The sequence below is a fragment of the Hymenobacter saemangeumensis genome (assembly GCF_039541835.1).
Taxonomy (GTDB): domain Bacteria; phylum Bacteroidota; class Bacteroidia; order Cytophagales; family Hymenobacteraceae; genus Hymenobacter; species Hymenobacter saemangeumensis.
Genome location: NZ_BAABGZ010000077.1, coordinates 69,471 through 91,319, shown reverse-complemented (window position 1 = coordinate 91,319; position 21,849 = coordinate 69,471). Strand labels below are relative to the sequence as shown.

15 protein-coding genes are annotated in these 21,849 nt (G+C 60.9%); 8 read left to right on the top strand and 7 right to left on the bottom strand.

Translation table 11 applies throughout. The features are described from left to right. Positions 1 to 18: 18 nt before the first annotated feature. Complete coding sequence (locus tag ABD919_RS19885) at positions 19 to 465, bottom strand: DUF2141 domain-containing protein (protein WP_345237817.1); 447 nt, start codon at positions 463 to 465, stop codon at positions 19 to 21. Positions 466 to 611: 146 nt separating this feature from the next. Between ABD919_RS19885 and ABD919_RS19880 the strand changes: the two genes are divergently transcribed. Further along, complete coding sequence (locus ABD919_RS19880) at positions 612 to 1,058, top strand: META domain-containing protein (protein ID WP_345237816.1); 447 nt, start codon at positions 612 to 614, stop codon at positions 1,056 to 1,058. A gap of 69 nt (positions 1,059 to 1,127) precedes the next feature. Here ABD919_RS19880 and ABD919_RS19875 read toward each other — a convergent pair whose 3' ends face one another. After that, the gene (locus ABD919_RS19875) at positions 1,128 to 3,506 is read right to left on the bottom strand and encodes an NACHT domain-containing protein (protein WP_345237815.1); all 2,379 of its coding nucleotides are present in this window, start codon (positions 3,504 to 3,506) and stop codon (positions 1,128 to 1,130) included. A gap of 379 nt (positions 3,507 to 3,885) precedes the next feature. Between ABD919_RS19875 and ABD919_RS19870 the strand changes: the two genes are divergently transcribed. Next, the gene (locus ABD919_RS19870) at positions 3,886 to 4,284 is read left to right on the top strand and encodes a hypothetical protein (protein ID WP_345237814.1); all 399 of its coding nucleotides are present in this window, start codon (positions 3,886 to 3,888) and stop codon (positions 4,282 to 4,284) included. A 292-nt stretch (positions 4,285 to 4,576) separates the two neighbouring features. On the opposite strand, the gene ABD919_RS19865 is transcribed toward ABD919_RS19870, so the two are convergent. Both ABD919_RS19865 and ABD919_RS19860 read right to left on the bottom strand, forming a co-directional pair. Beyond that, positions 4,577 to 4,996, bottom strand: a complete 420-nt coding sequence (locus tag ABD919_RS19865) for a hypothetical protein (protein ID WP_345237813.1) — start codon at positions 4,994 to 4,996, stop codon at positions 4,577 to 4,579. Between the two features lie 116 nt (positions 4,997 to 5,112). Next, positions 5,113 to 8,016 carry a TolB family protein gene (locus ABD919_RS19860; protein ID WP_345237812.1) on the bottom strand — a complete coding sequence of 968 codons (2,904 nt, stop codon included), beginning with the start codon at positions 8,014 to 8,016 and terminating at the stop codon, positions 5,113 to 5,115. Between the two features lie 115 nt (positions 8,017 to 8,131). Here ABD919_RS19860 and ABD919_RS19855 point away from each other — a divergent pair, with 115 nt between their 5' ends. After that, positions 8,132 to 9,463, top strand: coding sequence for an NAD(P)/FAD-dependent oxidoreductase (locus ABD919_RS19855; RefSeq protein WP_345237811.1), 1,332 nt, complete (start codon positions 8,132 to 8,134; stop codon positions 9,461 to 9,463). Between the two features lie 158 nt (positions 9,464 to 9,621). Next, the gene (locus ABD919_RS19850; RefSeq protein WP_345237810.1) at positions 9,622 to 10,047 is read left to right on the top strand and encodes a hypothetical protein; all 426 of its coding nucleotides are present in this window, start codon (positions 9,622 to 9,624) and stop codon (positions 10,045 to 10,047) included. A gap of 62 nt (positions 10,048 to 10,109) precedes the next feature. Here ABD919_RS19850 and ABD919_RS19845 read toward each other — a convergent pair whose 3' ends face one another. Both ABD919_RS19845 and ABD919_RS19840 read right to left on the bottom strand, forming a co-directional pair. Next, positions 10,110 to 10,505 (bottom strand): hypothetical protein, encoded by a 396-nt coding sequence (locus tag ABD919_RS19845; RefSeq protein ID WP_345237809.1) that lies wholly within the window; start codon positions 10,503 to 10,505, stop codon positions 10,110 to 10,112. A 57-nt stretch (positions 10,506 to 10,562) separates the two neighbouring features. After that, the gene (locus ABD919_RS19840; protein WP_345237808.1) at positions 10,563 to 11,021 is read right to left on the bottom strand and encodes a hypothetical protein; all 459 of its coding nucleotides are present in this window, start codon (positions 11,019 to 11,021) and stop codon (positions 10,563 to 10,565) included. Between the two features lie 193 nt (positions 11,022 to 11,214). Here ABD919_RS19840 and msrA point away from each other — a divergent pair, with 193 nt between their 5' ends. The 4 genes from msrA to ABD919_RS19820 all read left to right on the top strand — a co-directional run bounded on the left by msrA (position 11,215) and on the right by ABD919_RS19820 (position 19,328). Beyond that, positions 11,215 to 11,892: a peptide-methionine (S)-S-oxide reductase MsrA gene (msrA, locus tag ABD919_RS19835; protein WP_345237807.1), complete on the top strand. Its 678-nt coding sequence runs from the start codon at positions 11,215 to 11,217 to the stop codon at positions 11,890 to 11,892. A 154-nt stretch (positions 11,893 to 12,046) separates the two neighbouring features. After that, on the top strand, positions 12,047 to 17,149 hold the full coding sequence (locus ABD919_RS19830; protein ID WP_345237806.1) for a PAS domain-containing protein: 5,103 nt from the start codon (positions 12,047 to 12,049) through the stop codon (positions 17,147 to 17,149). Between the two features lie 104 nt (positions 17,150 to 17,253). Beyond that, entirely contained in the window at positions 17,254 to 18,435 is a 1,182-nt protein-coding gene (locus tag ABD919_RS19825; RefSeq protein ID WP_345237805.1) for a methionine aminotransferase, read from the top strand. 83 nt (positions 18,436 to 18,518) lie between these two features. Further along, the gene (locus tag ABD919_RS19820; RefSeq protein ID WP_345237804.1) at positions 18,519 to 19,328 is read left to right on the top strand and encodes an amidohydrolase; all 810 of its coding nucleotides are present in this window, start codon (positions 18,519 to 18,521) and stop codon (positions 19,326 to 19,328) included. 79 nt (positions 19,329 to 19,407) lie between these two features. Here ABD919_RS19820 and ABD919_RS19815 read toward each other — a convergent pair whose 3' ends face one another. Beyond that, positions 19,408 to 21,693, bottom strand: a complete 2,286-nt coding sequence (locus ABD919_RS19815; protein WP_345237803.1) for a T9SS type A sorting domain-containing protein — start codon at positions 21,691 to 21,693, stop codon at positions 19,408 to 19,410. Between the last annotated feature and the right edge of the window lie 156 nt (positions 21,694 to 21,849).

The following is a 21,849-nucleotide window of genomic DNA, read 5'->3' as shown; positions in this document are numbered from 1 at the left end:
GCCAAAGAGGCCAGAAATCTACTTCAGCTTAATGGACACCACCTTGCCGTGCCCCTCCACCCGGAATTTGCACTCGTCGAAATTAGGCGGCGCCACGGTGGGCCGCACGTTGTTCGAAAAGGCAAAAGGCTCGGTGGGAATGCCGATGAAGTTCTTGTCGAGCTTGTCGTTGTTGTTGAGGTCCTGGGTAATGGCCACGGCCCAGTCGCCGGGCGTGAGCTCCACGGGCAGCGCAATCTCGTGCTGCCCCCCGGGGTTTACGGCCTTCATAAAAGTGTACTGCTTGGCCTTGAGAAAGCCGCTGGGCTTGTTGTAGAAATACAGCTTTACGGTGGAATGGGGCGAGGCCAGCGAGGAGACGACGACCGTGACCGAAGCCGTGGCGGTGGGCGTGTTGGCGGCGGGTACGGCCGCGCCCAACAGGCTGCTGCCAACAAGAAGGAAACTCAGCGCGAATACTTTCATAGGAGGGCAGGCAAGGGTGGAAGTGTGCCTGCAACAGCCAAGACCGAGAAATAATTCGGCAGGCGAGCTTTCCAGGCCAGCGGCCTTGGGGATATAGCGCACGGCTGATTTTTCGTTACTATTGCACAGTCCTTCGCCATTTCTCCATGCGTTTCCCATCCCTGCTGCCCCTGGCGCTGCTGACAGCCCTCACCCTGAGCGGCTGCGAAAAGGAGGACGCCTCCCCCACCGACTCCACCCTGCTGGCTTACCGCTGGCAGCTGCGGCAGGTCGATGACTTCCCGCTGGCGCTGAGCAGCTACTCCGAAACCACCAAGTCCTACCTCGAATTCGTGGACTTGGGCCACTGTACCGTGGGCCAGGGGCCCTGCAACAAGTTCAGCGGGCGCTATACACTCAGTGCCACTCCGCAGGAGCTGCAGCTCAGCCCTCAGATTGCTACCCGCATGGCCTGCCCGGCCCTGGAGATTGAAGCCCGCTTTCTGGAAAACCTGGCCCGCACCGCGCGCTACGAAATCAGCGGCGAGGAGCTGCGCCTGTACGACGGCGAGCAGCCCACGCCGCGGCTGCTGTTTCAGCGCGTGGATAAGTAAAAAATTTTAATAATTTATATATTAAAATGCTTCTCACGCATAGTAAACAAGATGGTTATAGGGTAAAACTCAATCAAATCCTGTAATACTATTAAGGTGATGCTTCAGGCGGTCCTTAAATTGGCTATTAATATACTCTTTGTTTTTTGCCCGCTTTGCCTTTAATAAGAGCCTTTTTTTCTCGTTATTGACTTTAAGTTTCTTTATGTTAATATCAACATCAATTATTCTTGACCAACGCGAATTGATATGTGGAAACTTAAAGTAAAAATTCATTAGGGGGCCGTCTGATTTTTGATTTATTGACAAAACCAGAGAAATACAATATACAGTAATATCGGTCAGTTCATGCTTACCTGCGCTTTCCGAAAGAATTTGCTCATGAATCTCTGTAAGAGATTCCTCAAATTGCTTAGAGCTGAAGAACTCCATAAATAATTTCCTAGCCCATAAGACCATATCTAGCATAGTCTTATTTTGAAAACGTATATCAGTTGCGTTAATTACCTCCTGTAGGGTAGCCCTCTGTAACTTGTCAAATATATATATCATAGACTTAAGAACATTCGTCCTTTCATCTTTAGGCAATAGATGTGCAGCCTGAAGTACTTTGGATGCATGTATTATAAAAGCGAATTGTCCATCAGCGTCTACTGGTAAAATCTTGAATTGAGCGACCTGCTTTAGTACATTAGACTGGTATGGAGTAGAACCAGCATAAAAAATATTAGGATTAAGCCACCAATCGTCTAAGAAATGGTCAACAAGAAATTTTTCATTATCTCGCCCAATTATCGATGAAGACAAGTATTCCTGTATTGTAATGTGAAAAAAACGGAATGACTCGTCTTCAGAGTCCCTCAAAAAAATATTCGACCTCTGACAAATCGTTTCGAGAAAGCTTTTAGCATCAACCAGACCATCCACAGGGTGTTTTTGCACAAGTGAATTTAGCAACATCACAAGCTCCGCCTCATCAATTTTAATCATATTGGCGAGATGCATATGCTCAGCAATCTTCTGCAGAATAAATTCCTTCTGCTTAATTTTATACTGCTCTGAAACCCCCTTATTTCTATCCCATTTATTAAGAAAAACATCGATAAATTTATTGTAAAGCTCAGTAATATTTTTAGGCAGTTCCTTTACATCAATTTTATCTTCTTTAAAAAGAATAGCCAGAAGTATAGTGGTTAACGGAGTTTTTGGAAAAGACTTTATAAGCTCTGATTTCTTTACTAGCTTAATAAAGTCACTTGTCTTTGTCTCATTGTTAATAATTTTTGAACCCAAGGCCACCATCTCATTAATGTTTAGTGGTGCCAGCTCATACTTATCGAACAACGTAGCAATAACTCTATTATCGGCAATAAAGTCATTGCTACGAGAAGTCATTACTACCTGTATATTAGAATTCGACCTTATACCTTCGAGTTCGGCTAGCAACTGCTCCCTAATACTAATACCTGGCACTTCATCAAGGCCATCAAGAAGTATTAATATCCTTTTACCATCTGCACTCATGTTTAGTGCAGAGCCCGTTGCGTCTAGGTACTGCTTTGAAATAACGTCGATAATACTTGCATAATACTGAGAATATATGCTATTTAATTCAACGAAGAAAACATAAGAATTCTCGTCTTTTTTTAGCATATCTTTTCCAACCTTTTTAAGAATGGTGCTTTTGCCAGAAGTTGCAATACCATGTAAAAGGATGAATTTTTTTGATTCAATTATCTTGTCAATATCAGGTAGAAAATTAATTGGTATTTTTACTGCTTTTAAGTTTTTAGTAGAAAAATACTCTTCTCGTTCTTTCAAAAAATCTTTGGTTCTTGCTCTAACTGTTATTTGGAAGCTGTCTATAGAATCAATTTTAACATCAAAATCGGATTCCAACATTTTAATACTGGAGTCTGAGCTTAATCGAGCCATTAAGTGGTGGTTGTATTTGGCTAAGTTTACATCACCTTCGCCTGTAACAAGATATATTAAATCGTTCTTTATGAGCTCTTCAACAATATCACCCAGCTGCCAATACGTTGTTGTACTGGCTTTTTCACTTATCATATCGGCTATTTGGACCTTCGCATTCTCTTTATAGACGCCATTGGTAATAACAATAACATTATCAATATTCACTCGTCCATATTTAGAGGATGGATACTTGCTTCTGTAGCACTCACTAATTTGTCTCACTACGGTTTCGTAATCTCCTTGATTGATATTCTTTGCCTTCACAACGCAAGCATACCAAGATAATTTCCCAAGTTTATTTGTCTCAGTAAAAACTATGTCTTTTCCAAGCTCCTGCTGCCCATGGCTTTCAAAGACATCACTGAATCCTATTTTTTCAAATAAATGCACAAGAAGACCCCTAAGGCTTTTTTCATCTAGCCCTTGCACGATTTCTTTGATTTTTTTCCTATTGGGCTGTGAATGTGCCATACGGTTAAGAAATAAATTGATTTTCCTGAAAGAAAGTGAAAAAACGTGAATGAACAAAACTATTACTGCTTTAACCTTCTAAACTGTTTTATAAATTTTAATATCGAATATTCACTTTATTAAATTATAAACACATGTAAGTTATCTTCGCATAAGGTCAAGTGTATTGACTGGTTTCGCTTGGCAGCCTCTACGATGGCGAGTAGCCCATACCGCGCCTGGTGTTTCAGCACGTAGAAAAGTAGTATCCTATTTTACTGTTGATAAGAGCCTGTCTGGCCCCTGTGGCCCGGCAGGCTTTTTTATGCCGGCTGCAACCCGCGGCGGCTCCTGCCGGTCAGTCCCCGGAAACCCCCTCAGCTCCATTTCCATTATCCCCATGCGAAACCTCCTTACCCTTGGCACAGCGGCATTGCTGCTGTCGGCCAGCAGCTGCCACCGCAAGTGCAACGACCCCAAACCCCAGCAGCCCGAATGCTACTCCGGCGTGGTAGTCGGCGACGCCTGCATGGACGGCATCCTGATTGAAGTCGATGCCCGGCATGCCATCGGCCGGCCCGCCAGCGGCTATGGTAATAACGTCATTGCTGCCGTCAATTTTGCTGACCTGGGCAACCTAAATCGGGTTGGTCAACGAGTGTGGTTTAGCTACCGCAACGACCCCAACCAGCAGTACCCCAACCGCGCCTGCCCCACCAACACGGTGCCGCTGCCGGTGCCGCACCTGCTGCTGGGTAACATCGCCAGCACCGCCTGCCCTGGAAGTGCTCCCCGCTAACCTATAGCGGGTTTCAGATTCCTGCACTGAGTAAAAAGTGAAGAGTTAAAAGTTGAAGTGCAGCCCTGCCGGCTCAACATTTAACACCTCCCTTTCAGAATTTTACAAAGCACAGCTCAACTTATAAGCTGCTGGAAGCAGCCGGCTAACTGCAAGCGCCTTTGCCCACTCTACCGCGCTGCCCGAGCCGGGGCCTCATTAGCGAAAGCACTTTCCCCTTTTCCACCCTCCAACTAAAAAACCGCACTTCTTTGAGGTGCGGTTTTTTCTTTCTTCGTGGGCAGGCGGCCTTTTATGCCATCACCTGCTGGGCCTGGTACAGCCAGGCTTTGGCTTCCGGCATGCTACCAAAAATGCGCATCTGAAACGAGTCGCCTACGCTCGAATGCATCATTTCGGCCGATAGTGCGGCGAAGGATTCGGGGCTGACGACGTGGGCAAAGTGCGTGAGCCCTATGGCAATGGCCCGGGGCGTCCAGTCGTTGGCAATCCAATCCACGGCGTGGTCCCAGGGGCCGGTCACCATGCGGTTGTCGTTCAGCAGGTAGGGGCAGCGGTGCTGTGTCAGCACGTCGATGCAGATGTTGGCCCCCGTTACAATACTTTCCCGAGTCTGATAGCCCAGCCAGTTGTTATACACAAAATGGTGCTGCGTATCGTACTCAATGGTTAGAAAGGTCTTGCCAAAAGCGTTGTTGATTTCCCTTTTCATTGCCCTGTACGCCTGGAGTTGGCAGGGGTAAAGGTAGCAGATTGGCCACAGTTAATCACAGGCGACACGTAGTTCTTTTTCAAGCAAGCAGGTAGTGGGCACTTGCCGTCCACAGTCTACAGCCGGATGCTGAAGGCCAGCGGCTCAACTACCCAGCGCTGTAAGTTATTGCTATACACTACCCGAACCCCGCCTTCCAGGGGCGTGCGCAGCCGCAGCACATTAAACAGCGCCGATACATCAAGCCCCACGTTGCGGTAGTTGATAGTGGCCACGCCTTGCTGCACCCGCACCTGGCCCTGGGCTATGTCGGCGAAGGCAGTAGCCCGCAGGCGCTGCACGTACAGCCAGCGGCCCAGCGTCCAGTGCGTGTAAGCCAGGGGCAGGTAGTAGTCGATGCTGGACGTCTGCAGCTGGTCGAAGCTGATATAGCCCTCGCCCCGGGGGAAGGAGATGGCCGATGAAAACTGGTACATGGCCTGGTCCTGCCACTGGTAGCCGGCCCGCAGCCGCAGGGCATGGTGCCGCCCCAGGCCCGGCAAGAACACGCTGCCCTGTGCCCCCAGCTGCGTGGCCTGCAGCCGGGTATTGAACGGGGTGGTGCGCCAGGTAGCCAGCAGGCTACCGCCCCCACGCGGGGCCACGTCGCGCGCGCTCTGCCGGAGCTGGGCCACGTAGCCCAGCGAAGTCTGAACGGCGTGCAGGGGCGTGGTGGGCCCTACCTCGCTGCGCCGCCGCACCGGCAGGTCGTAGTCGAATACCTGCTCGTTGAGGTAGTAGCTGCCCAGGGTGAGACCCTGCAGAAACTTCGAGCGGGTAAGCGTGAGCGGCAGCCGGGCACCGGCCCGGAGCCGGGCGTAGCGCCACTGGTCGCGCACAAGCTGCCCGGCCACGGGCAGGGCCGCGTCGCGCCCGCCGTAGCTGCCTTCCACATCCAGCACCAGCGGCAGGCCCTGGTAGCTCAGGGCCCCCACGCCGCTCAGGGTGCGCTCGGTTTGGTCGTAGCTCAGCCCGACAAGGGCCTGGGTGGTGCTCAGCAGGTCCTGGGAGCGCACGCCCAGGGTAACGGCATCACCGCCCGGGCTTTGCACCAGGCCCCAGCTAAACACGTTGAAGGCGTGGGCCAGGGGCGAGTAGCGGCCCACCGGGTACTGCGGGCGGGCCGAGTCGGGCGCAGCCAGCAGCCGCGCCACGGCCTGCCCGCCGGGCTCCTGGGCTGTAAGCTGCCCGGCATAGATGGCCGGGGCCTCGGCCGTAGCCGCGGGAATGGCTTCCCAGGTGGCCGGGTCCAGGGGCATCTCCACTACCCGGGCGCCGGTGGCGCGGTAGTCGTGAAAGGCCAGCCGCTTGCCATCCGGCGACACGGCGGCCTGGTAGGCCCCCAGCGGCCGGCTGGTTACCCGGTACGTCTGCCCGGTGCTCCTGCTCACGGCGTAAATGTTGTCGACGCCGTTCTGCGGCGAGTTGTAGAGCACATAATCGCCCCAGGGCTGGGGGTTGGTCAGGTTTACGTTGGCGACCGGCAGCAGGGCCTGGCGGCTGCCGGCAGTGGGGTCGACGACGACAATGGTTTTGCCGGCGGCACCCAGGGTCACGGCCACGATGCGGCCGTCGGCCGTCCAGCGGGGCTGCTGGTACAGGTCGTTGGCCGGGTTGGGCAGCACCTGCTCTACCTGGCCGGTACTGGCATTCAGCAGCACCAGCGAGTGCCGGTAGCTTACGTCGGTTTGCACCGCCACCAGCCGCTGCCCGTCGGGCGACAGCGCAGCTGCCGCGTAGCGTGTGCCCTGCGCAATACGGCGCACCTGGCCATTGGCCAGGTCCAGCACCTTCAGCTCCGAGTACACGCGCTGTCCCCAGCGGGGGTGCTCCCGAAATTCGGGCCATACCACCTTGCCCGCGGCCACCGACAGCATCTCGGGCAGGTTGAGCAGCCCGACCACGAACACCTTTTTTTCGGGGCCCCGGCGGTGGAGCAGCACCAGCTGGGGGATGTGGCCGCGCCCGCTTTTCAGGGCCAGCACGGTGCTGTCGTTCACATATTGCGGGTATTGGTACTGGGTAAATACCTTTTCCGATTCCCGCACCGGCAGCTCGCTTACCGCCGTAATGGGCGGCAGCGCCCGCTGCTGGGCGCGCCAGGCCGAGTCCAGCTCCTGCATGCTGCGGGCGTAGAGCTGCTCTACCCGCAGGCCCGTGGTGCGCCGGATGCTGTTGGAAAAGGAAAACGGATAAAAAGGAAACCGGTAGTACCGGTCCAGCACTTTGGCCCAGGCATCTGGCCCGCGGTGCACTTTCAGGTACGAGGTCAGGAAATAGCCCAGCTCGTACCAGTCGGGCACGTTGTCGCGCAGGGAGCCATTCACGGCTTTCGGGTAGCGGTAGAGGCGGCCGGCCAGCAGGTTGGCCCGCAGCTCCACGCTGAAGCTGGGAATGCGGCCGCGGCCGCTGCGCGTGAGGGCCGTCTCGGTGCCCACGGCGTCGCCCTCAAAAAACCACTGGGGCACGCCCACCGCCGCGATGCCCAGGGCGCCGTCGCCGAACAGGGGGCGCAGCACCCGCCCCACGCCCTGCCGGGCTTTGTCGAACTGCCCCACGTGGCGAAACTCGTGCACGGCCAGTCCGTCGAGCCAGTCCACCGTGCCCAGGCCCATGCCCTGCTGGGGGTTGATGAAAAACTCGGAGTGCCGCGGCAGAAACGTTACAAAGCCATTGCTGACGGTGGTGTGGGCCTGCAGCACCACGGCAATGGGGGGAGCCTGCACGCCCAGCGTGGCCGTGCCCGGCCCGTGCAGCTGCTCCAGCCGCCCCACCGTGCGCTGTGCCGCCGAGTCGAGCCCGGCCGGGTACAGCACCCGGAAGTGGGGCGTGCGCACCTGCTGCCAGCGCAGGCCCGGCGGGTTCTGGTCGAGCACGGGCAAGGACTGCGCAGCGGCCATCGGCCCCAGGCCCCAACTTAAAGCCCCCGCCAGCAGTAAGCGGGAAAAGCAAATCCAGGTAGCTTGCGAACGGTCAACCATACAGGCGGGCTCTTTGAGCGCGGGCAAAGAAATAAAAAGGGCAGTGGGCTGCAGCGGCAGCCGCTCAAAAGTAACCAGCCTGCCGGTCAGGCTTCATTTTCTTCGTTGTTTCCCTATGGAAGGGCTTACCAAAATTGACGACCTCGGCAAGCCCCGCGTGGTGATTGTGGGCGGGGGCTTTGCGGGCCTGGAGCTGGCCAAGGCCCTGCGCGACGCGCCGGTGCAGGTGGTGCTGCTCGACAAGCACAACTACCACACCTTTCAGCCTTTGCTCTACCAGGTGGCCACGGCCAGCCTGGAGGCGGACTCCATCGTGTCGCCGTTTCGCAAAATTCTGGGGGAGCAGGACAACTTCTACTTTCGCCTGGCGGAGGCGCAGGCGGTAGATACCGCGGCCCAGGTAGTGGAAACGTCCATCGGCCTGCTGCGCTACGACTACCTGGTGCTGGCCACCGGCGCCGAAACCAACTTCTTTGGCGACGCCCGCATGCAGCGCCACGCCATTGCCCTGAAAAGCATCGACGACGCCATCGAGCTGCGCAACACGGTGCTGTCGAACTTCGAGCAGGCCCTGCAGCTCGGCGACTCCGAGCAAATCAACAGCCTGCTCGATTTTGTCATCGTGGGCGGCGGGCCCACGGGCGTGGAAATTGCCGGCGCCCTGTCGGAGCTGCGCCAGCACGTCTTCCCCCGCGACTACCGCGAGCTGGACTTCAAGGAGATGGACATTCACCTGATTCAAAGCGGCCCGGTGCTGCTCAAGGGCATGTCGGCCAATGCCTCGCAGCAGGCCCTGGAGTCCTTGCGCAAGTTTGGCGTGCAGGTGTGGCTCGATGCCCGGGTGAAGTCGTACGACGGCTACACCGTGACGCTCAGCACCGGGCAGCAGCTTATCACCCGTACCTTAATCTGGGCCGCAGGCGTGACGGGGGCCCCCATTGCCGGGCTGGCTCCCGAGTGCCTGCTGCCCGGCAGGCGCTACGCCGTCGACGAGATAAACCGCGTGCAGGGCTACGCCAACATCTTTGCCATCGGCGACATTGCCGCCATGCGCAGCCCCGAGCACCCCGACGGCCACCCCATGGTGGCGCAGCCGGCCCTGCAGCAGGGCCAGCTGCTGGGCCGCAACCTGCAGCGCCTGCTGGCCGGGCAGCCTCCCCAGCCGTTTGTGTACCACGACAAAGGCGCCATGGCCACCATCGGCCGCAACCACGCCGTGGCCGACGTGAAGCTGCTGGGCCGCGAACTGCGCCTGCAGGGCTTCCCGGCCTGGTTTGCCTGGGGCGTGGTGCACGTGCTGTCGCTGGTGGGCTTCCGCAACCGCATCATGGTGCTGCTGAACTGGGCCTGGACTTACCTCAGCCACGAAAAGGGCCTGCGCTACATCATCGGCCGGATTCGCAAGCCCCTGGAAGTGGCCGACAAAGAGGACAAGGCCATTGTGTAGACTGATTGTTGGGCGCCAGGCCGCCAGCTTTCCTCCTGCCCGAAGGAAAAAGCCAGCCCGGCCGCGCCAGGGCGAACATGGTGCAACCACAGGTCTCGGCTGCCGGTCAAGGCGCTGAATACACCGATGGTTACACCTTTTTTCTCCTTTCCAAGATGATGCGCAAGCTTCTTCCCGCCGCTCTGCTGCTGGCGGCCTGCACCCTGCCGGGCTGCGAGTCTGGCTGCGACCCCACGCCGGAATGCCTGTCCGGCACCGTGGTAGGCAGCACCTGCATGGATGGCCTGCTGATTGACGTAGACCCGCGCTACCGCATTGGTGGCAATGCCGTGCTGCCCCGCCACGGGCGCCCCGACACCCTACTCGGCCGCAACGTAATTGCCGTCGTCAACGGCGACGCCCTGGCTAGCCTGCCTTACCCCGCCGTGGGCCAGCGCCTGTACTTCACCTACGTAAACGACCCCGACCGCCAGTGGAACGGCCTGTGCTGCTTTGCCAACGACGGCGTGAAAACCAATATTCCGCACCTGCTGCTGAGCAACGTTTCCACCACCGGCTGCGGGCAGGCTCCCAAGAGTAAATAAGAAGCCCGGCTGCGCGGCGGCTTACTGCACGCTGCGCAGCCGGGCTTCGGCCGGTTTCGGGGCTACATCTGCCCAAGCCAGGCCTTGGCCGTATCAATATTGTCGAAGGTGATGACCAGGGGGCGCATGGTGTGCTCTACCATCAGGTCGGTAGAGAGGCGGCTGTAATGATTGGGCGAGTACACCCAGGCAAAGTATTCCAGCCCCGCAGTGGCCATCATCGGAAACCACACCTTGCCGCCCCACTCCGAGGCGTCGCTCCACAAGCTGGTAACCCGGCGGTTGTCGTTCAACACCTTGGTGCAGCGCTCCTGCTGCAGAAAATCCAGCATGCGCAGGCAGCCGGTCTTCACGGAGTCGAAGTTCTGGTCGCCTATCCAGTCTACGTACAGCCAGTCGTGAGTATAGTCGTAGGCAATCTGAATGGTAGGGTCCTCGTGAAGAATGCGTTGAGCCATGGGGAATTAAAAAACGACTGCTGCCAAGCGCATAAGGGCTGGAGCAGGCTGAAATAGTTACATCTGCCGCAGCCAGGCCATGGCGGTAGAAAGGTCATCGAAGGTGGCTATCACCGGGGTTCCTGCCGTGTACTGTATGGTCAGGTCGGTAGAGAGGCGGCTGTAGTGATTGGGCGAGTACACCCAGGCAAAGTATTCCAGCCCCGCGGCGGCCACCATCGGAAACCACACCTTGCCGCCCCACTCCGCGGCCTCACTCCACAGGCTGGTCACCTTGGTATTGTCGTTCAGGATTTTGCGGCAATGCTGCAGGCGCAGGTGGCGCAGCATCTCCAGGGCGCCGTGCTGCACACTGGCCAGGTTCTGTTCGCCGTGCCAGTCCGCAAAAATCCATTCGTCGAGGTGGTCGTAGGAGATGGTAATGTGAGGCTCTTCGAGTAAGGTTTGCAGCGACATGCCGGGCAGCGTGGGGGAAGATGCCGGGCCTACGGGAAGCCCGTAGAGAATGTTGCACAAGAGCTCATAATTTTTGGCTTTGGTCGCTCATTATTTACCCGCCCAGTGACTGGACGAAGTCCGCACCCCTGCCTTTTTCGTACGCTTTACGCGCCTGCCGCTTACGAACCAATGCGTTATGGACAATGTAAGGAAATAAGCCGGCAGCGTCTGTCTGACCGAATCAATGTTGTTCTTAAGTTGTTTACCTCTCATGAAAAACATCATGCACTCCACTGCCGGGCTGCTTCTGCTCGCCTCCTTGCTGGTAGGCTGCGGCTCGCCCCAGCCCGTAGAAGCGCAAACTAACCCACGCTCCACGGCCGGCTATGCCCCTGCCGACCTTACGGGCCTGGCCCAGGCCACCTTTGCCGGGGGCTGCTTCTGGGCCCAGGAAGAAGCCTTCGAGGAAATACGGGGCGTGAAGCAGGTGGTGAGCGGCTACGCCGGCGGCACCGTGCCCCGGCCCACCTACGAGCAGGTGTGCGGCCAGAAAACGGGCCACACCGAGACGGTCAACATCTACTACGACCCCAAAGTGGTAAGCTACCAGACCCTGGCCGACATCTTTTTCCGCGCTTCGCACGACCCTACCCAGCTGAACCGCCAGGGCAACGACGTGGGGCCGGAGTACCGCTCGGCGGCTTTTTACCGCACCCCCGAGGAAAAGCAGATTCTGGAAGCCACCATTGCCCGCGTAAATGCCTCGAACGAGTGGAACGGCAAGGTGGTGACGCAGGTGGCGCCATTCAAGGAATTCTGGCCCGCCGAAGACTACCACCAGGGCTACATGCGCCTGCACCCCAACGAGCCGTACATCGCCCACGTGTCGCAGCGCAAGGTCGACCACGTACGCAAGCTGTTCGCCAAGGAGCTCAAAAACCCGCTGTAAGGCTTGCCCTGCCGCTTATTTAAGCATTGTGCTGCTACTTCCTGCCCAGAGCCCCGGCCCACCCAGCCGGGGCTTTGTGCGAGGGGCCAGTATAGTGAAGCTGCTGCGCCTATCTTTGAAAGCACGAGCCCGCACCGTCTGGCTAACCTCGCGTATGCCTGCCCCCGCCCTTGCTGCTTCCGACTATGAGCTGCTTTTCAGCGTGCTGCCGGCTCCGTGTGCGGTACTAGATGCCCAAGGCACGGTGCTGGCGCTCAACCAGGCAATGGCAGTGCTGCTGCCCAATGCCGCCAACCTGACCGGGCAGCCAGTAGAAGCACTGCGCAAGACGGCATTGGCTACCGGCGCAGTGCTGCCTGGCACCCGGAGCTGCGTTGCCGGGCTGGCCGAGGCCCTTGCCGGCAAGCTACAGGTGCTGCAGCCCCGGCCCCCGGCAGGACGCGTGGCCAGCCCCGCCCGCCGGTTCTGGCAGGTGACGCTGCAGCCCGTGCACGGCGCCTCGGCCGACCCTGACTCTGTGTCTAAGCCGCGCTACGTGCTGCTGCACCTGCTCGATGTGAGTGAGCGGGTGCAGGCAGTAGCGGCCAGTGCCCAGCAACAGCAGCTCGTGACGCTAACCGAGGACCTGCCCCAGCTGCTATGGACGGCCAATGCCAAGGGGCTGGTCAACTACGCCAACCAGTCGTGGTACGAGTACACGGGGCTTTCTCCTATTGCCACCTATGGCCACGGCTGGCTTTCCGCCATACACCCCCACGACCGGGAGAGCGTGACGTCCCAGTGGCAGCACTGCCTGAGCACCGGCACCCATTGGGAAAGCACCTTCCGTCTCTGCCAGGGCCAGAGCGGGCAATACCGCTGGCACCTGGCCCGGGCCCTGCCCCAGCGCCAGGCCAGCAGCGGCGAGCCGCAGTGGCTGGGCTCCTTCACCGACATCCACGCCCAGCACGAGGAAGCCCGCCGCACGCAGCAGCGCCGCCACCACGACAGCCGCCTGCTGGCCCAGCTCGACCAGCTGCCCCTGCACTTGGTGCTGATGCGGGGCCCCCGCCACGAGGTCAGCTACGTGTCGGCCAGCGCCCGCGACTTCCTGGGCCCCAATGCCGTTGGCCACGAAGCCGCCTCGCTGAATCCCCCGCCCCCGCCTGATTCACTGGCCGCGTTCGATGAAGTGTACCGCACGGGCGAAACCCGCCCCCTGGGCCGGGTGCCGGCCACGCCCCTGGCCGCGCCCGCCAATGCGCTGCCGCAGTACATCGATGCAACGGCCCTACCCCTGCGGGCACCCGATGGCAGCGTGGAGGGCGTACTCATGGCCGGCATTGATGTAACCGACCGGCTGTCGTTTGAAAAGCAGATGGCCGAGGTAACCGCCGAAAGCCAGCGCCAGCTGCAAACCAAAGAAGCCCAGCAGCGGCGCATTCTCGACCAGCTGCCTACCTACATTGCCACCTACGAAGGGCCCGAGCTGCGCCTCTCCTACCTCTCGCCCAACCATGCCGAGCTGCTGGGCGGCCCCCGGGCCGAGGTGGGCCAGACCCTGCGCGAAGCCGCTCCCGAGCTGGCCGAGCAGGGCCTGGAAGCGCTGCTGCGCCGGGTATATGAAACCGGCCAGCCCCATCTGGCTTTCGAGCAGGAGCTGGAGTTTGCCATGCCCGGCACCGGGCAGCGGCAGCGGCGCTTTCTCAACTTCGGCTATTACCCGCTGTATGGCGACGAAGGCCAGCCCACCGGTATTCTGGCCTTTGCGCACGACGTGACCAGCCAGGTACAGGCGCACCGCCAGGCCGAAGCCCTGCAGGCCGAGGCCCGCACGGCCGACCTGCGCCTGCGCCACATGACGGAAAGCCTGCCCAACCACACCTTCATCATCGACCAAACCGGCAGCCTGCTTTACCTGAGCCCGCAGTGGTACGCCTTTACCGGCCTTACGCCCGCCGACGACGTTGTTGGCCGCTGGCCGGAGCTGGTGCACCCCGACGACCGGCCCCACGTGCAGGCCCAGTACAACGCAGCCCTGGCCGCCGGGCTGCCCTGGCGCTACGAGCTGCGCATGCGCCGCCACGATGGGCAGTACTGCTGGTTTGTAAGCGTAGGCATACCCGAGCCGGAGGCTGATGCGCAGGCCAGCGGCCGCCTGCGGCAGTGGTTTGCCTCCAACCTGGATGTGCAGGCTTTCAAGGAAACCCAGCTGCAGCTGGAGCAGAAAGACCAGCAGCTCAGCCAGATTCTGGGCCTTATGCCGGTGAGCGTGGCTACCCTGGTTGGGCCAGACCACCGCTTTTCCTACTTCAATGCCCGCTACAATGAGCTGGCCGGCCAGCGTGCCTGCCTGGGCCAGCCCCTGGCGGCCTGCCTGCCCGAATTAGTAAGCCAGGGCTTTGTGGCCCTGCTCGACAACGTGTACCGCACGGGCCAGACCTACAGCGCCCAGGAAGCGCCCGTGCTGCTGACCAGCGCCGACGACCCGGCTGGCGTACACGAGCTGTTTGTTTCTTTTACCTTCCAGGCCCTGCGCGATGGGGCCGGCACTATCTACGGGGTGATGAGCGTGGCCGTGGACATGACCGCGCAAGTGCAGGCCCGGCAGCGAACAGCCGAGCTGCAGGAGCAGGTGCAGCGCCGCGACAGCCGCATCCGCCTCATGACCGAAAGCCTACCCCTTATCAGCTACATCAGCGCGGCCGATGGGACCCGTACCGAATACCTGTCGCCGCAGTGGTTCGACTACACCGGAACCGACCCGGCCAGGGTGGACTATTTGTCGGAGTGGGCCCGCGCCATCCATCCCGACGACCTGCCCGGGCTGGTGGAATCGTTTGGCCCGGCCATACAAGCCCAGCGCCCCTGGATGGGCGAGCTGCGCCTGCGCCGCCACGACGGCCAGTACCGCTGGCACCTGACGCGCTCCGTGCCCGAAGTAGATGCCGCCACCGGGGAGCTGCTGCGCTGGTACGGCTCTACCACCGACATTCATGAGCTGCGCGAAGCCCGCTACCAGCTCGAAGAGAAAGACCGGCAGCTCAGCCAGATTCTCAACCAAAGCCCGGCCCTTATTGCGACTTTGGAGGGGCCCGAACACCGCTACGCCTTTACCAACTCCCGCTACGATGCCCTGGTGGGGCAGCGCGCCCGCCTGGGCAGCCCGGTAGCCGAGTGCCTGCCCGAAGTAGCCGAGCAGGGATTTCTGAAGCTGTTAGACCAGGTGTACCGCAGCGGCGAGCCGTTTGTAGGCCGAGAAATATCCATCGCGCTGCTTGACCCGGCTACCCAGCAGCGGCAGGTCTCCTACCTGGACTTTACCTATCAGCCCCTGCGCAGCAACGACGGCGAGACAACGGGGGTGCTGGCCTTTATGGTTGACGTAACCGAGCAGGTACTGGCCCGGCAGCATGCCGCCGAGCTGCAGGCTGGCTTCCGCTGGCGCGATGAGCAGCTGCGCACCCTGACGCGCACCGTGCCGGTGTTTATTTTCAGCTATTCCACCGCCGGGCAGCTTACCTACCTCAACCCCTACTTCTACGAATACACCGGCCTCGACCCGAAGGGGCCGCTGGAACAAGTGTGGGCCAGCGTGCACCCCGAGGATGCCCTGCCGGCCGGTGTCCGCTTCCAGCAGTCGCTGGCAGAGGGCAGCGCCTGGGAAGCGCTCTACCGCATCCGCCGGGCCGATGGCGAGTACCGCTGGTGCCAGACCAAGGTGCAGCCATCCCTGGGCACCGACGGGCAGGTAGACGGCTACAGCGGTGCCACGGTAGAAATTCACGAGCAGTACGAGCTGACCAGCCAGCTAGCGCGGCGCGAAGAAGAATTCCGCTTCCTGGCCGAAAGCATTCCCCAGCTGGTGTGGACGGTGGAAGCTGATGGCAAGGTCGCCTTCGTCAACCAGCGCTGGGTCGACTACACAGGGCAGGACCTGGCCCAAACCCAGGACCTGGGCTGGGGCGATGTGCTCTTCCCCGAAGACCGGGATTACACCGTGGCGCGCTTCACCGAGAGCCTGGCGTCGGGCCAGCCTTTCGGCATTGAAAACCGCATGCGTAACCGCGCCGACGGACAGTACCGCTGGTTTTTGCACCGGGGCGTGCCCCTTTTCAACGAGCAGGGCGAGCTGCTGCGCTGGTTTGGCACCAGCACCGATGTACACGAGCAGCACGGGCTGCAGGAGCGCCTGCGCGAAAGCGAAGCCCAGTTCCGGGTGTTGGCCAACGCCATTCCGCAGCTGGCCTGGATGACCGACCAAACCGGCTTTATCACCTGGTTCAACCAGGGGTGGTACGACTACACGGGCACCACGCCGGAGGAAGTGCACGGCTGGGGCTGGGAAAAAGTCCACCACATCGACCATGTGGGCCATGTGGTAGCCAGCTGGAAGCAATGCCTGGAAAGTGGCATTCCCTGGGAAATGACGTCCCCCTTGCGTAAGCACACCGGCGAGTACGAGTGGTTTCTGACCCGGGCCATTCCCATCCGCGACGACAGCGGCCGGATTATTCGCTGGTTTGGCACCAACACCAACGTGCACGCCATGCGCGAGCTGCAGCTGCGCCTGGAGCAGCAAAATGCTGCCCTGCTGCGCACCAACCAGGACCTGGACAACTTCGTGTACACAGCCTCGCACGACCTCAAGCAGCCCATCAACAACATGGCCGGCATTTTCGAGGAGCTGACCCGCACGGCGTACTTCCGCGACCCCGACGCCATCAAGCTCATCACCTACTTCGAGCGGGCCCTGAAGCAGATTTACGGCACCATTGCAGACCTGAGCGCCATTGTGCAGGCCCAGCGCCAGCAGGGCGAAGTGGAAGCCGTAGAAGTACCGCTGGCAGCGCTTACCGCCGAGGTTATCAACTCGGTGCACGACCAGGTGAAGCAGCTCGGCGCCACCTTCGAGCTCGACTTCGACACCTTTCCTAACCTGCGCATGGTGCGGCCCAACCTGCAAAGCCTGCTGTACAACCTCATCAGCAACTCGCTTAAGTACGCCGTTCCCGGCCGGCCGCCCCATATTCAGATAGCCTGCCGGCCCGATGCGGCCACCGGCCGGCCCGTACTAACCGTGACGGACAACGGCCTGGGCATCGACATGGAGCGCTTCGGCCCCCAGCTGTTTCAGCTGTTCCGCCGCTTTCATACCCACGTAGAAGGCTCGGGCATGGGCCTCTACCTGGTAAACCGTATGGTGCAGAACCACGGCGGCCGGCTCGAAGTGGAGAGCACGGTGGGCGAAGGCAGCACCTTCCGGCTGTTTCTGTAGGCGTCTCCCCTCTTCAGACTGGCGAAGCCGTGGCGCTTACAAGCTCCTTCGTGGGTGATTGCCGGCTACCGATTTCCTTTGCCGCCTCTACTATTCCCTCCCATATGAGTGTCTCGCCCGCCCCAGCCTCGCTGCTACTGTCCAAGCTGCCCGATGTCGGCGTCAGCATCTTTTCCCAGATGACCCTGCTGGCCCAGGAAACCGGGGCCATCAACCTGGCCCAGGGCTTTCCCGACTACGACCCGCCCCAGGAGCTGCTGCAGGCCCTGGCCCGCCGCGCCTGCATGCCCGGCCAGCACCAGTATGCGCCCATGCCCGGCCTGCCCCGGCTGCGCGAAGCCATTGCCGCCCAGGTAGCCCGCCTCCACGCCGACGCTCCGGCGCCCGACCCGGCCACGGAAATAACCATTACGGCGGGTGCCACCGAAGGCCTGTACGCGGTGCTGGCGGCCGTGGTGCGCCCCGGCGACGAGGTGGTGGTGCTGGAGCCGGCCTACGACCTGTACGGCCCGGCCATTCGCCTGCAGGGCGGAGTGCCGCGCTACGTGCGCCTGCCGGCTCCGCACTTCCGCCCCGACTGGGATGCCCTGCGCCGGGTGCTTTCCACCCGCACCCGCCTGGTCATCGTGAACACGCCCCACAACCCCAGCGGCGCGGTTTTCTCAGCCGAGGACTGGGCCGAGCTCTACCGCCTGCTGGCCCGCACCGATGCCTTTCTGCTCAGCGACGAGGTGTACGAGCACCTGGTGTTCGACGGCCTGCGGCACCTCAGCGCCCGGCAGCACGAGGGCCTGCGGGAGCGCAGCTTTGTTATTTCCTCCTTTGGCAAAACCTACCACGCCACCGGCTGGAAAGCCGGCTACTGCCTTGCCCCGCCGGCCCTGTCGGCCGAGGTGCGGCGCGTGCATCAGTTCCTGACGTTCAGCGTGAGCACGCCCACGCAGCACGCCCTGGCCGATGCCCTCGAAGCCGACCCCACCGATGCCCATGCCCTGGGCCTGGCCGCGTTTTACCAGGCCAAGCGCGACCAGTTCCGGGAGCTGCTGGCGGATGCGGGCTGGGACCTGCTTGCCGTACCGGGCGGCTACTTTCAGCTGGCCCGCTACCAGGCATTTTCCCGGGCCGCCGACCTGGAGTTTGCCCAGTACCTGGCCCGGGAAAAAGGCGTGGCCGTGGTACCGGTTTCGGCATTCTACCACGATGGCTACGACGAGGGAATTATTCGCTTCTGCTTTGCCAAGCAGCCGGCTACCCTGGCGGCGGCGGCCAGCCGGCTGCGGAGCTGAGCTTGGTAAAGTCGGGATTATGTTGGACCTTTACCGGAAATAGTTATACTCTCATCGTATTTATTTATAACTCATCCTTGCTAATGAATGACTTAACCGTCTCATTGATACAAACCGACCTCCACTGGCACGACGCCGCCGCGAACCGGCTGGCTATCGACCGCCGCCTGGAGCAGCTATCTATTCCCAGCGACATCATCGTGCTGCCCGAGATGTTTACCACCGGCTTCACCATGGATGCCGCCGCCCTGGCCGAGACCATGGATGGCCCCACCGTGCAGTGGATGCAGGCCCATGCTGCCCGGCAGCAGGCTGTGCTCACCGGCAGCATTATCATTGAGGAAGGCGGGGCCTTCTACAACCGCCTGCTGTGGGTGCGGCCCGATGGCAGCCTGAGCTACTACGACAAGCGCCACCTGTTCACCCTGGCCGGCGAGCAGCGGGTGTACACGCCCGGCAGCCTGCGGCTGGTGGAAGAGTGGCGCGGCTGGCGCATCTTCCCGCTGGTGTGCTACGACCTGCGCTTCCCGGTGTGGAGCCGCAACCAGGCCACCCAACCCTACGACCTGCTGCTGTACGTGGCCAACTGGCCCACCGTGCGCCGCAATGCCTGGACTTGCCTGCTGCGCGCCCGGGCCATCGAAAACGTGTGCTACACGCTGGGCGTGAACCGCATCGGCCGCGACGGGCACGGCCAGGAATATTCCGGCGACTCGGCCCTGATTGACATGCGCGGCGACTACCTGCTGCAAGCCGGCAACCTGCAGTCGTGCATCACCCGCACCCTGCGCCGGGCCGAGCTGGAGGACTTCCGCAGCAAGTTTGCCGCCCTGAACGATGCCGACGAGTACGAGCTGACGGGGGTCGACACCCTGCACCCACAAACGACCTAAGGCCTGCGCCTGCTACACAACAAGGCCGGCATTGTCTTCCTGAAAAGACAATACCGGCCTTGCTGTTTTCCTGCGGCCTTTAACGCACCATCAGGCGCTGGACGGCCACGGCACCGTCGCTGCCTTCGGCGCGCACCAGGTAGATGCCCGGCGCCAGCCCGCTCAGGGCCAGCGTATGGCGGCGCTGGGCCGGCCCGGCAGCGCGCAGCACCCGGCCCGTAAGGTCGAGCAGGCTGATGCGCGTGGGCGCGGCGGTTTCGACAGTGGCCGCTTCGGCCGCAGGGTTGGGGTATACGCTCAGGGCCAGGGCACGGGCAGCCTCGGTGCGGGTGCCGGTGGCCGAGCGGTTGCGGGTGGCATAGCTGAGCACCCCGCCGGTTTGCAGGCCCAGAAACAGCTCGGGGGCACCGTCGCCGTTTACGTCGGCCGCGGCCAGGTTGGTATGAATGGAAAAGCCCCGGCCCAGGGCCGTCGCCTCGTACTGGGCCGTGACGCTGCTGTAGAGCAGGTCGGTGCGCTCCAGAAACACGTTGGACTGGCTGCGGAAGTTAGCGAACATGCGCAGGATACCGGTGTTGTCGGTGGTCAGCAGGTCGGGGTGGCCGTCGCCATCAAAGTCGGCCACCGTGGGGCTGAGGTTGAAGGGCCGGGCGCCATTGGCCCGAATACGGCCGAAGTCGTTGTCGGCCAGCACAAAAACGCTGTCGAGCGGCCCCCGCCCCCGGTTGCGGAAGTAGCGCAGCGACATGCCTGGCTCCCGCACCTCGTTGGTGCCGATGAGCAGGTCGACGTAGCCGTCGTTGTCGACATCGGTAAAGCAGGGCTTGTCGTTGCGGGCATAGGGCAGAATGCCCGAGCCCGCTGGCCCGCGCCCTTTAAAGGTGTTGATGGAAGCCAGGTTGAAGGCAGCGGGCTGCCCGGCCGCCGCGGTGTTGAGCAGGTAGAAAATCTCGTTGCCGCCGGCGTACCAGCCCGAAAAAGCCAGGTCCGGGCGTCCGTCGCGGTTCAGGTCGACTATTGCCGGCTTCAGACCCTCGTAGCCCAGGCCGTGAATCGACAGGTAGTCGTTGGTAACCAGGCTGAAGATGGGCTGGGTGCGGGTGCCCACGTTGCGGTAGTACGCCAGGCTGGCGCGGTACACGCCCCCGGCGTTGTCGCCGAGGTTGCCAATCAGCATGTCGGGCAGGCCGTCGCCGCTGAGGTCGCCAAATGCGGGGGCCGCGCCCTCGCTCACGTCAAGCATGTCGGGCTGCAGAAAGACGCCGGCGGCACTGAACACGGGCGGGCCGCTGCTGGCCGTGTTGGTATACTGCAGCACGTTGCTGCGCAGGCTGGCCCGGTCGGCCAGGTTGTCGAGCATGTTGGGGGCGGCCAGTAGGTCGGCGCGGCCGTCGAAGTTCACGTCGACGGAATAAGCCGCCGGGAACGTATTGATGCGCACGGGGCTGGCGGCGGGAAAAGAGGCCGTAGCAGCCGCCGTGCGGAAGCTGGCCGTCTGGCTGTTGCCCTGGTTGAGCAGGCGCACCAGCTCGGGGCAGCCATCGAGCCCATCAATTACGTCCTGGTCGCCGTCGCCGTCCAGGTCCAGCAGCAGGATGTTGTGGCCCGGCGTGTGCAGGGGCCTGCGCGGCACAGTCACGCAGGGCTGGCCATTCTCGCGGTAGGAGGCGCAGCCGCCGCAGGCCTCAATCATTCCCCAGTAGCTGGAAGCCTGGGTAAAGGTGAGGGCCCCGCCGCAGGTGCCGGGAGAAGTGTTGAAGTAAAGCTCCATCACGGTGGAGCCAAAGAAGTCGTAGGTGACGATGTCGAGCTTGCCGTCGCCGTTCACATCGGCCAGGGCCGGCATGTTGTAGCCCCCCACCACCAGGTTGGCGCTGCCCGTGCCGTAGGTAAACCGAATCTGGTTCGACGCCAGCGTGAACGACGGCAGCCCGTTGGGGCCGGGCACGTTGCGGAATACGCGCACGTCGCTCTGGTTGTCGGTGAACAGGTCGGGGCGGCCGTCGCAGTCGTAGTCGCGCAGCAGCGCCCAGCTGTTCAGGTCCCTGGGGAAGAGGCTGGCGTACTGCGGGGCATACACCCAGCGGCGCCCACTGCCCCCCGCCCCAGGCTGGTTGAGGAAGGTGTAGATGCGGGAGCTTTCGCGCTCGAACACGAACAGGTCGCTCTGCCCGTCGTTGTTCAGGTCGATGTTGCTGAACTGGGGCGTGTTCATGCCGCCGGCCCAGGCGTGGCGCAGGGTGTCGGCACCCTGCACTACTTTTGCGGCCGGTCGAAACTCAAATCCAAACTCGGTTCCGGGCTGGGCCTGGGCGGCCAGCCCAGCGCCCAGCAGGCCCAACAGAACAGCGTAGCGACGAAGCATATACAAGTGCAATAGATAAGGTGAAGGCTGGTGCAATAGCCAGCCCGATGCATTAACCTCAGGCTCTCGGAACTGGTTTCACGGAGAACACAGCATAAGCCGGCCGCAGCACGCAAAAATCAAGCCTTACTTCGCAGCAATTTACGCCTCCACTTA

Bases quoted from the DNA above. Each gene is read 5' to 3' on its own strand.
- ABD919_RS19885 (WP_345237817.1), bottom strand. From the start codon at position 465: ATGAAAGTATTCGCGCTGAGTTTCCTTCTTGTTGGCAGCAGCCTGTTG.
- ABD919_RS19880 (WP_345237816.1), top strand. From the start codon at position 612: ATGCGTTTCCCATCCCTGCTGCCCCTGGCGCTGCTGACAGCCCTCACC.
- ABD919_RS19875 (WP_345237815.1), bottom strand. From the start codon at position 3,506: ATGGCACATTCACAGCCCAATAGGAAAAAAATCAAAGAAATCGTGCAA.
- ABD919_RS19870 (WP_345237814.1), top strand. From the start codon at position 3,886: ATGCGAAACCTCCTTACCCTTGGCACAGCGGCATTGCTGCTGTCGGCC.
- ABD919_RS19865 (WP_345237813.1), bottom strand. From the start codon at position 4,996: ATGAAAAGGGAAATCAACAACGCTTTTGGCAAGACCTTTCTAACCATT.
- ABD919_RS19860 (WP_345237812.1), bottom strand. From the start codon at position 8,016: ATGGTTGACCGTTCGCAAGCTACCTGGATTTGCTTTTCCCGCTTACTG.
- ABD919_RS19855 (WP_345237811.1), top strand. From the start codon at position 8,132: ATGGAAGGGCTTACCAAAATTGACGACCTCGGCAAGCCCCGCGTGGTG.
- ABD919_RS19850 (WP_345237810.1), top strand. From the start codon at position 9,622: ATGCGCAAGCTTCTTCCCGCCGCTCTGCTGCTGGCGGCCTGCACCCTG.
- ABD919_RS19845 (WP_345237809.1), bottom strand. From the start codon at position 10,505: ATGGCTCAACGCATTCTTCACGAGGACCCTACCATTCAGATTGCCTAC.
- msrA (WP_345237807.1), top strand. From the start codon at position 11,215: ATGAAAAACATCATGCACTCCACTGCCGGGCTGCTTCTGCTCGCCTCC.
- ABD919_RS19830 (WP_345237806.1), top strand. From the start codon at position 12,047: ATGCCTGCCCCCGCCCTTGCTGCTTCCGACTATGAGCTGCTTTTCAGC.
- ABD919_RS19825 (WP_345237805.1), top strand. From the start codon at position 17,254: ATGAGTGTCTCGCCCGCCCCAGCCTCGCTGCTACTGTCCAAGCTGCCC.
- ABD919_RS19820 (WP_345237804.1), top strand. From the start codon at position 18,519: ATGAATGACTTAACCGTCTCATTGATACAAACCGACCTCCACTGGCAC.
- ABD919_RS19815 (WP_345237803.1), bottom strand. From the start codon at position 21,693: ATGCTTCGTCGCTACGCTGTTCTGTTGGGCCTGCTGGGCGCTGGGCTG.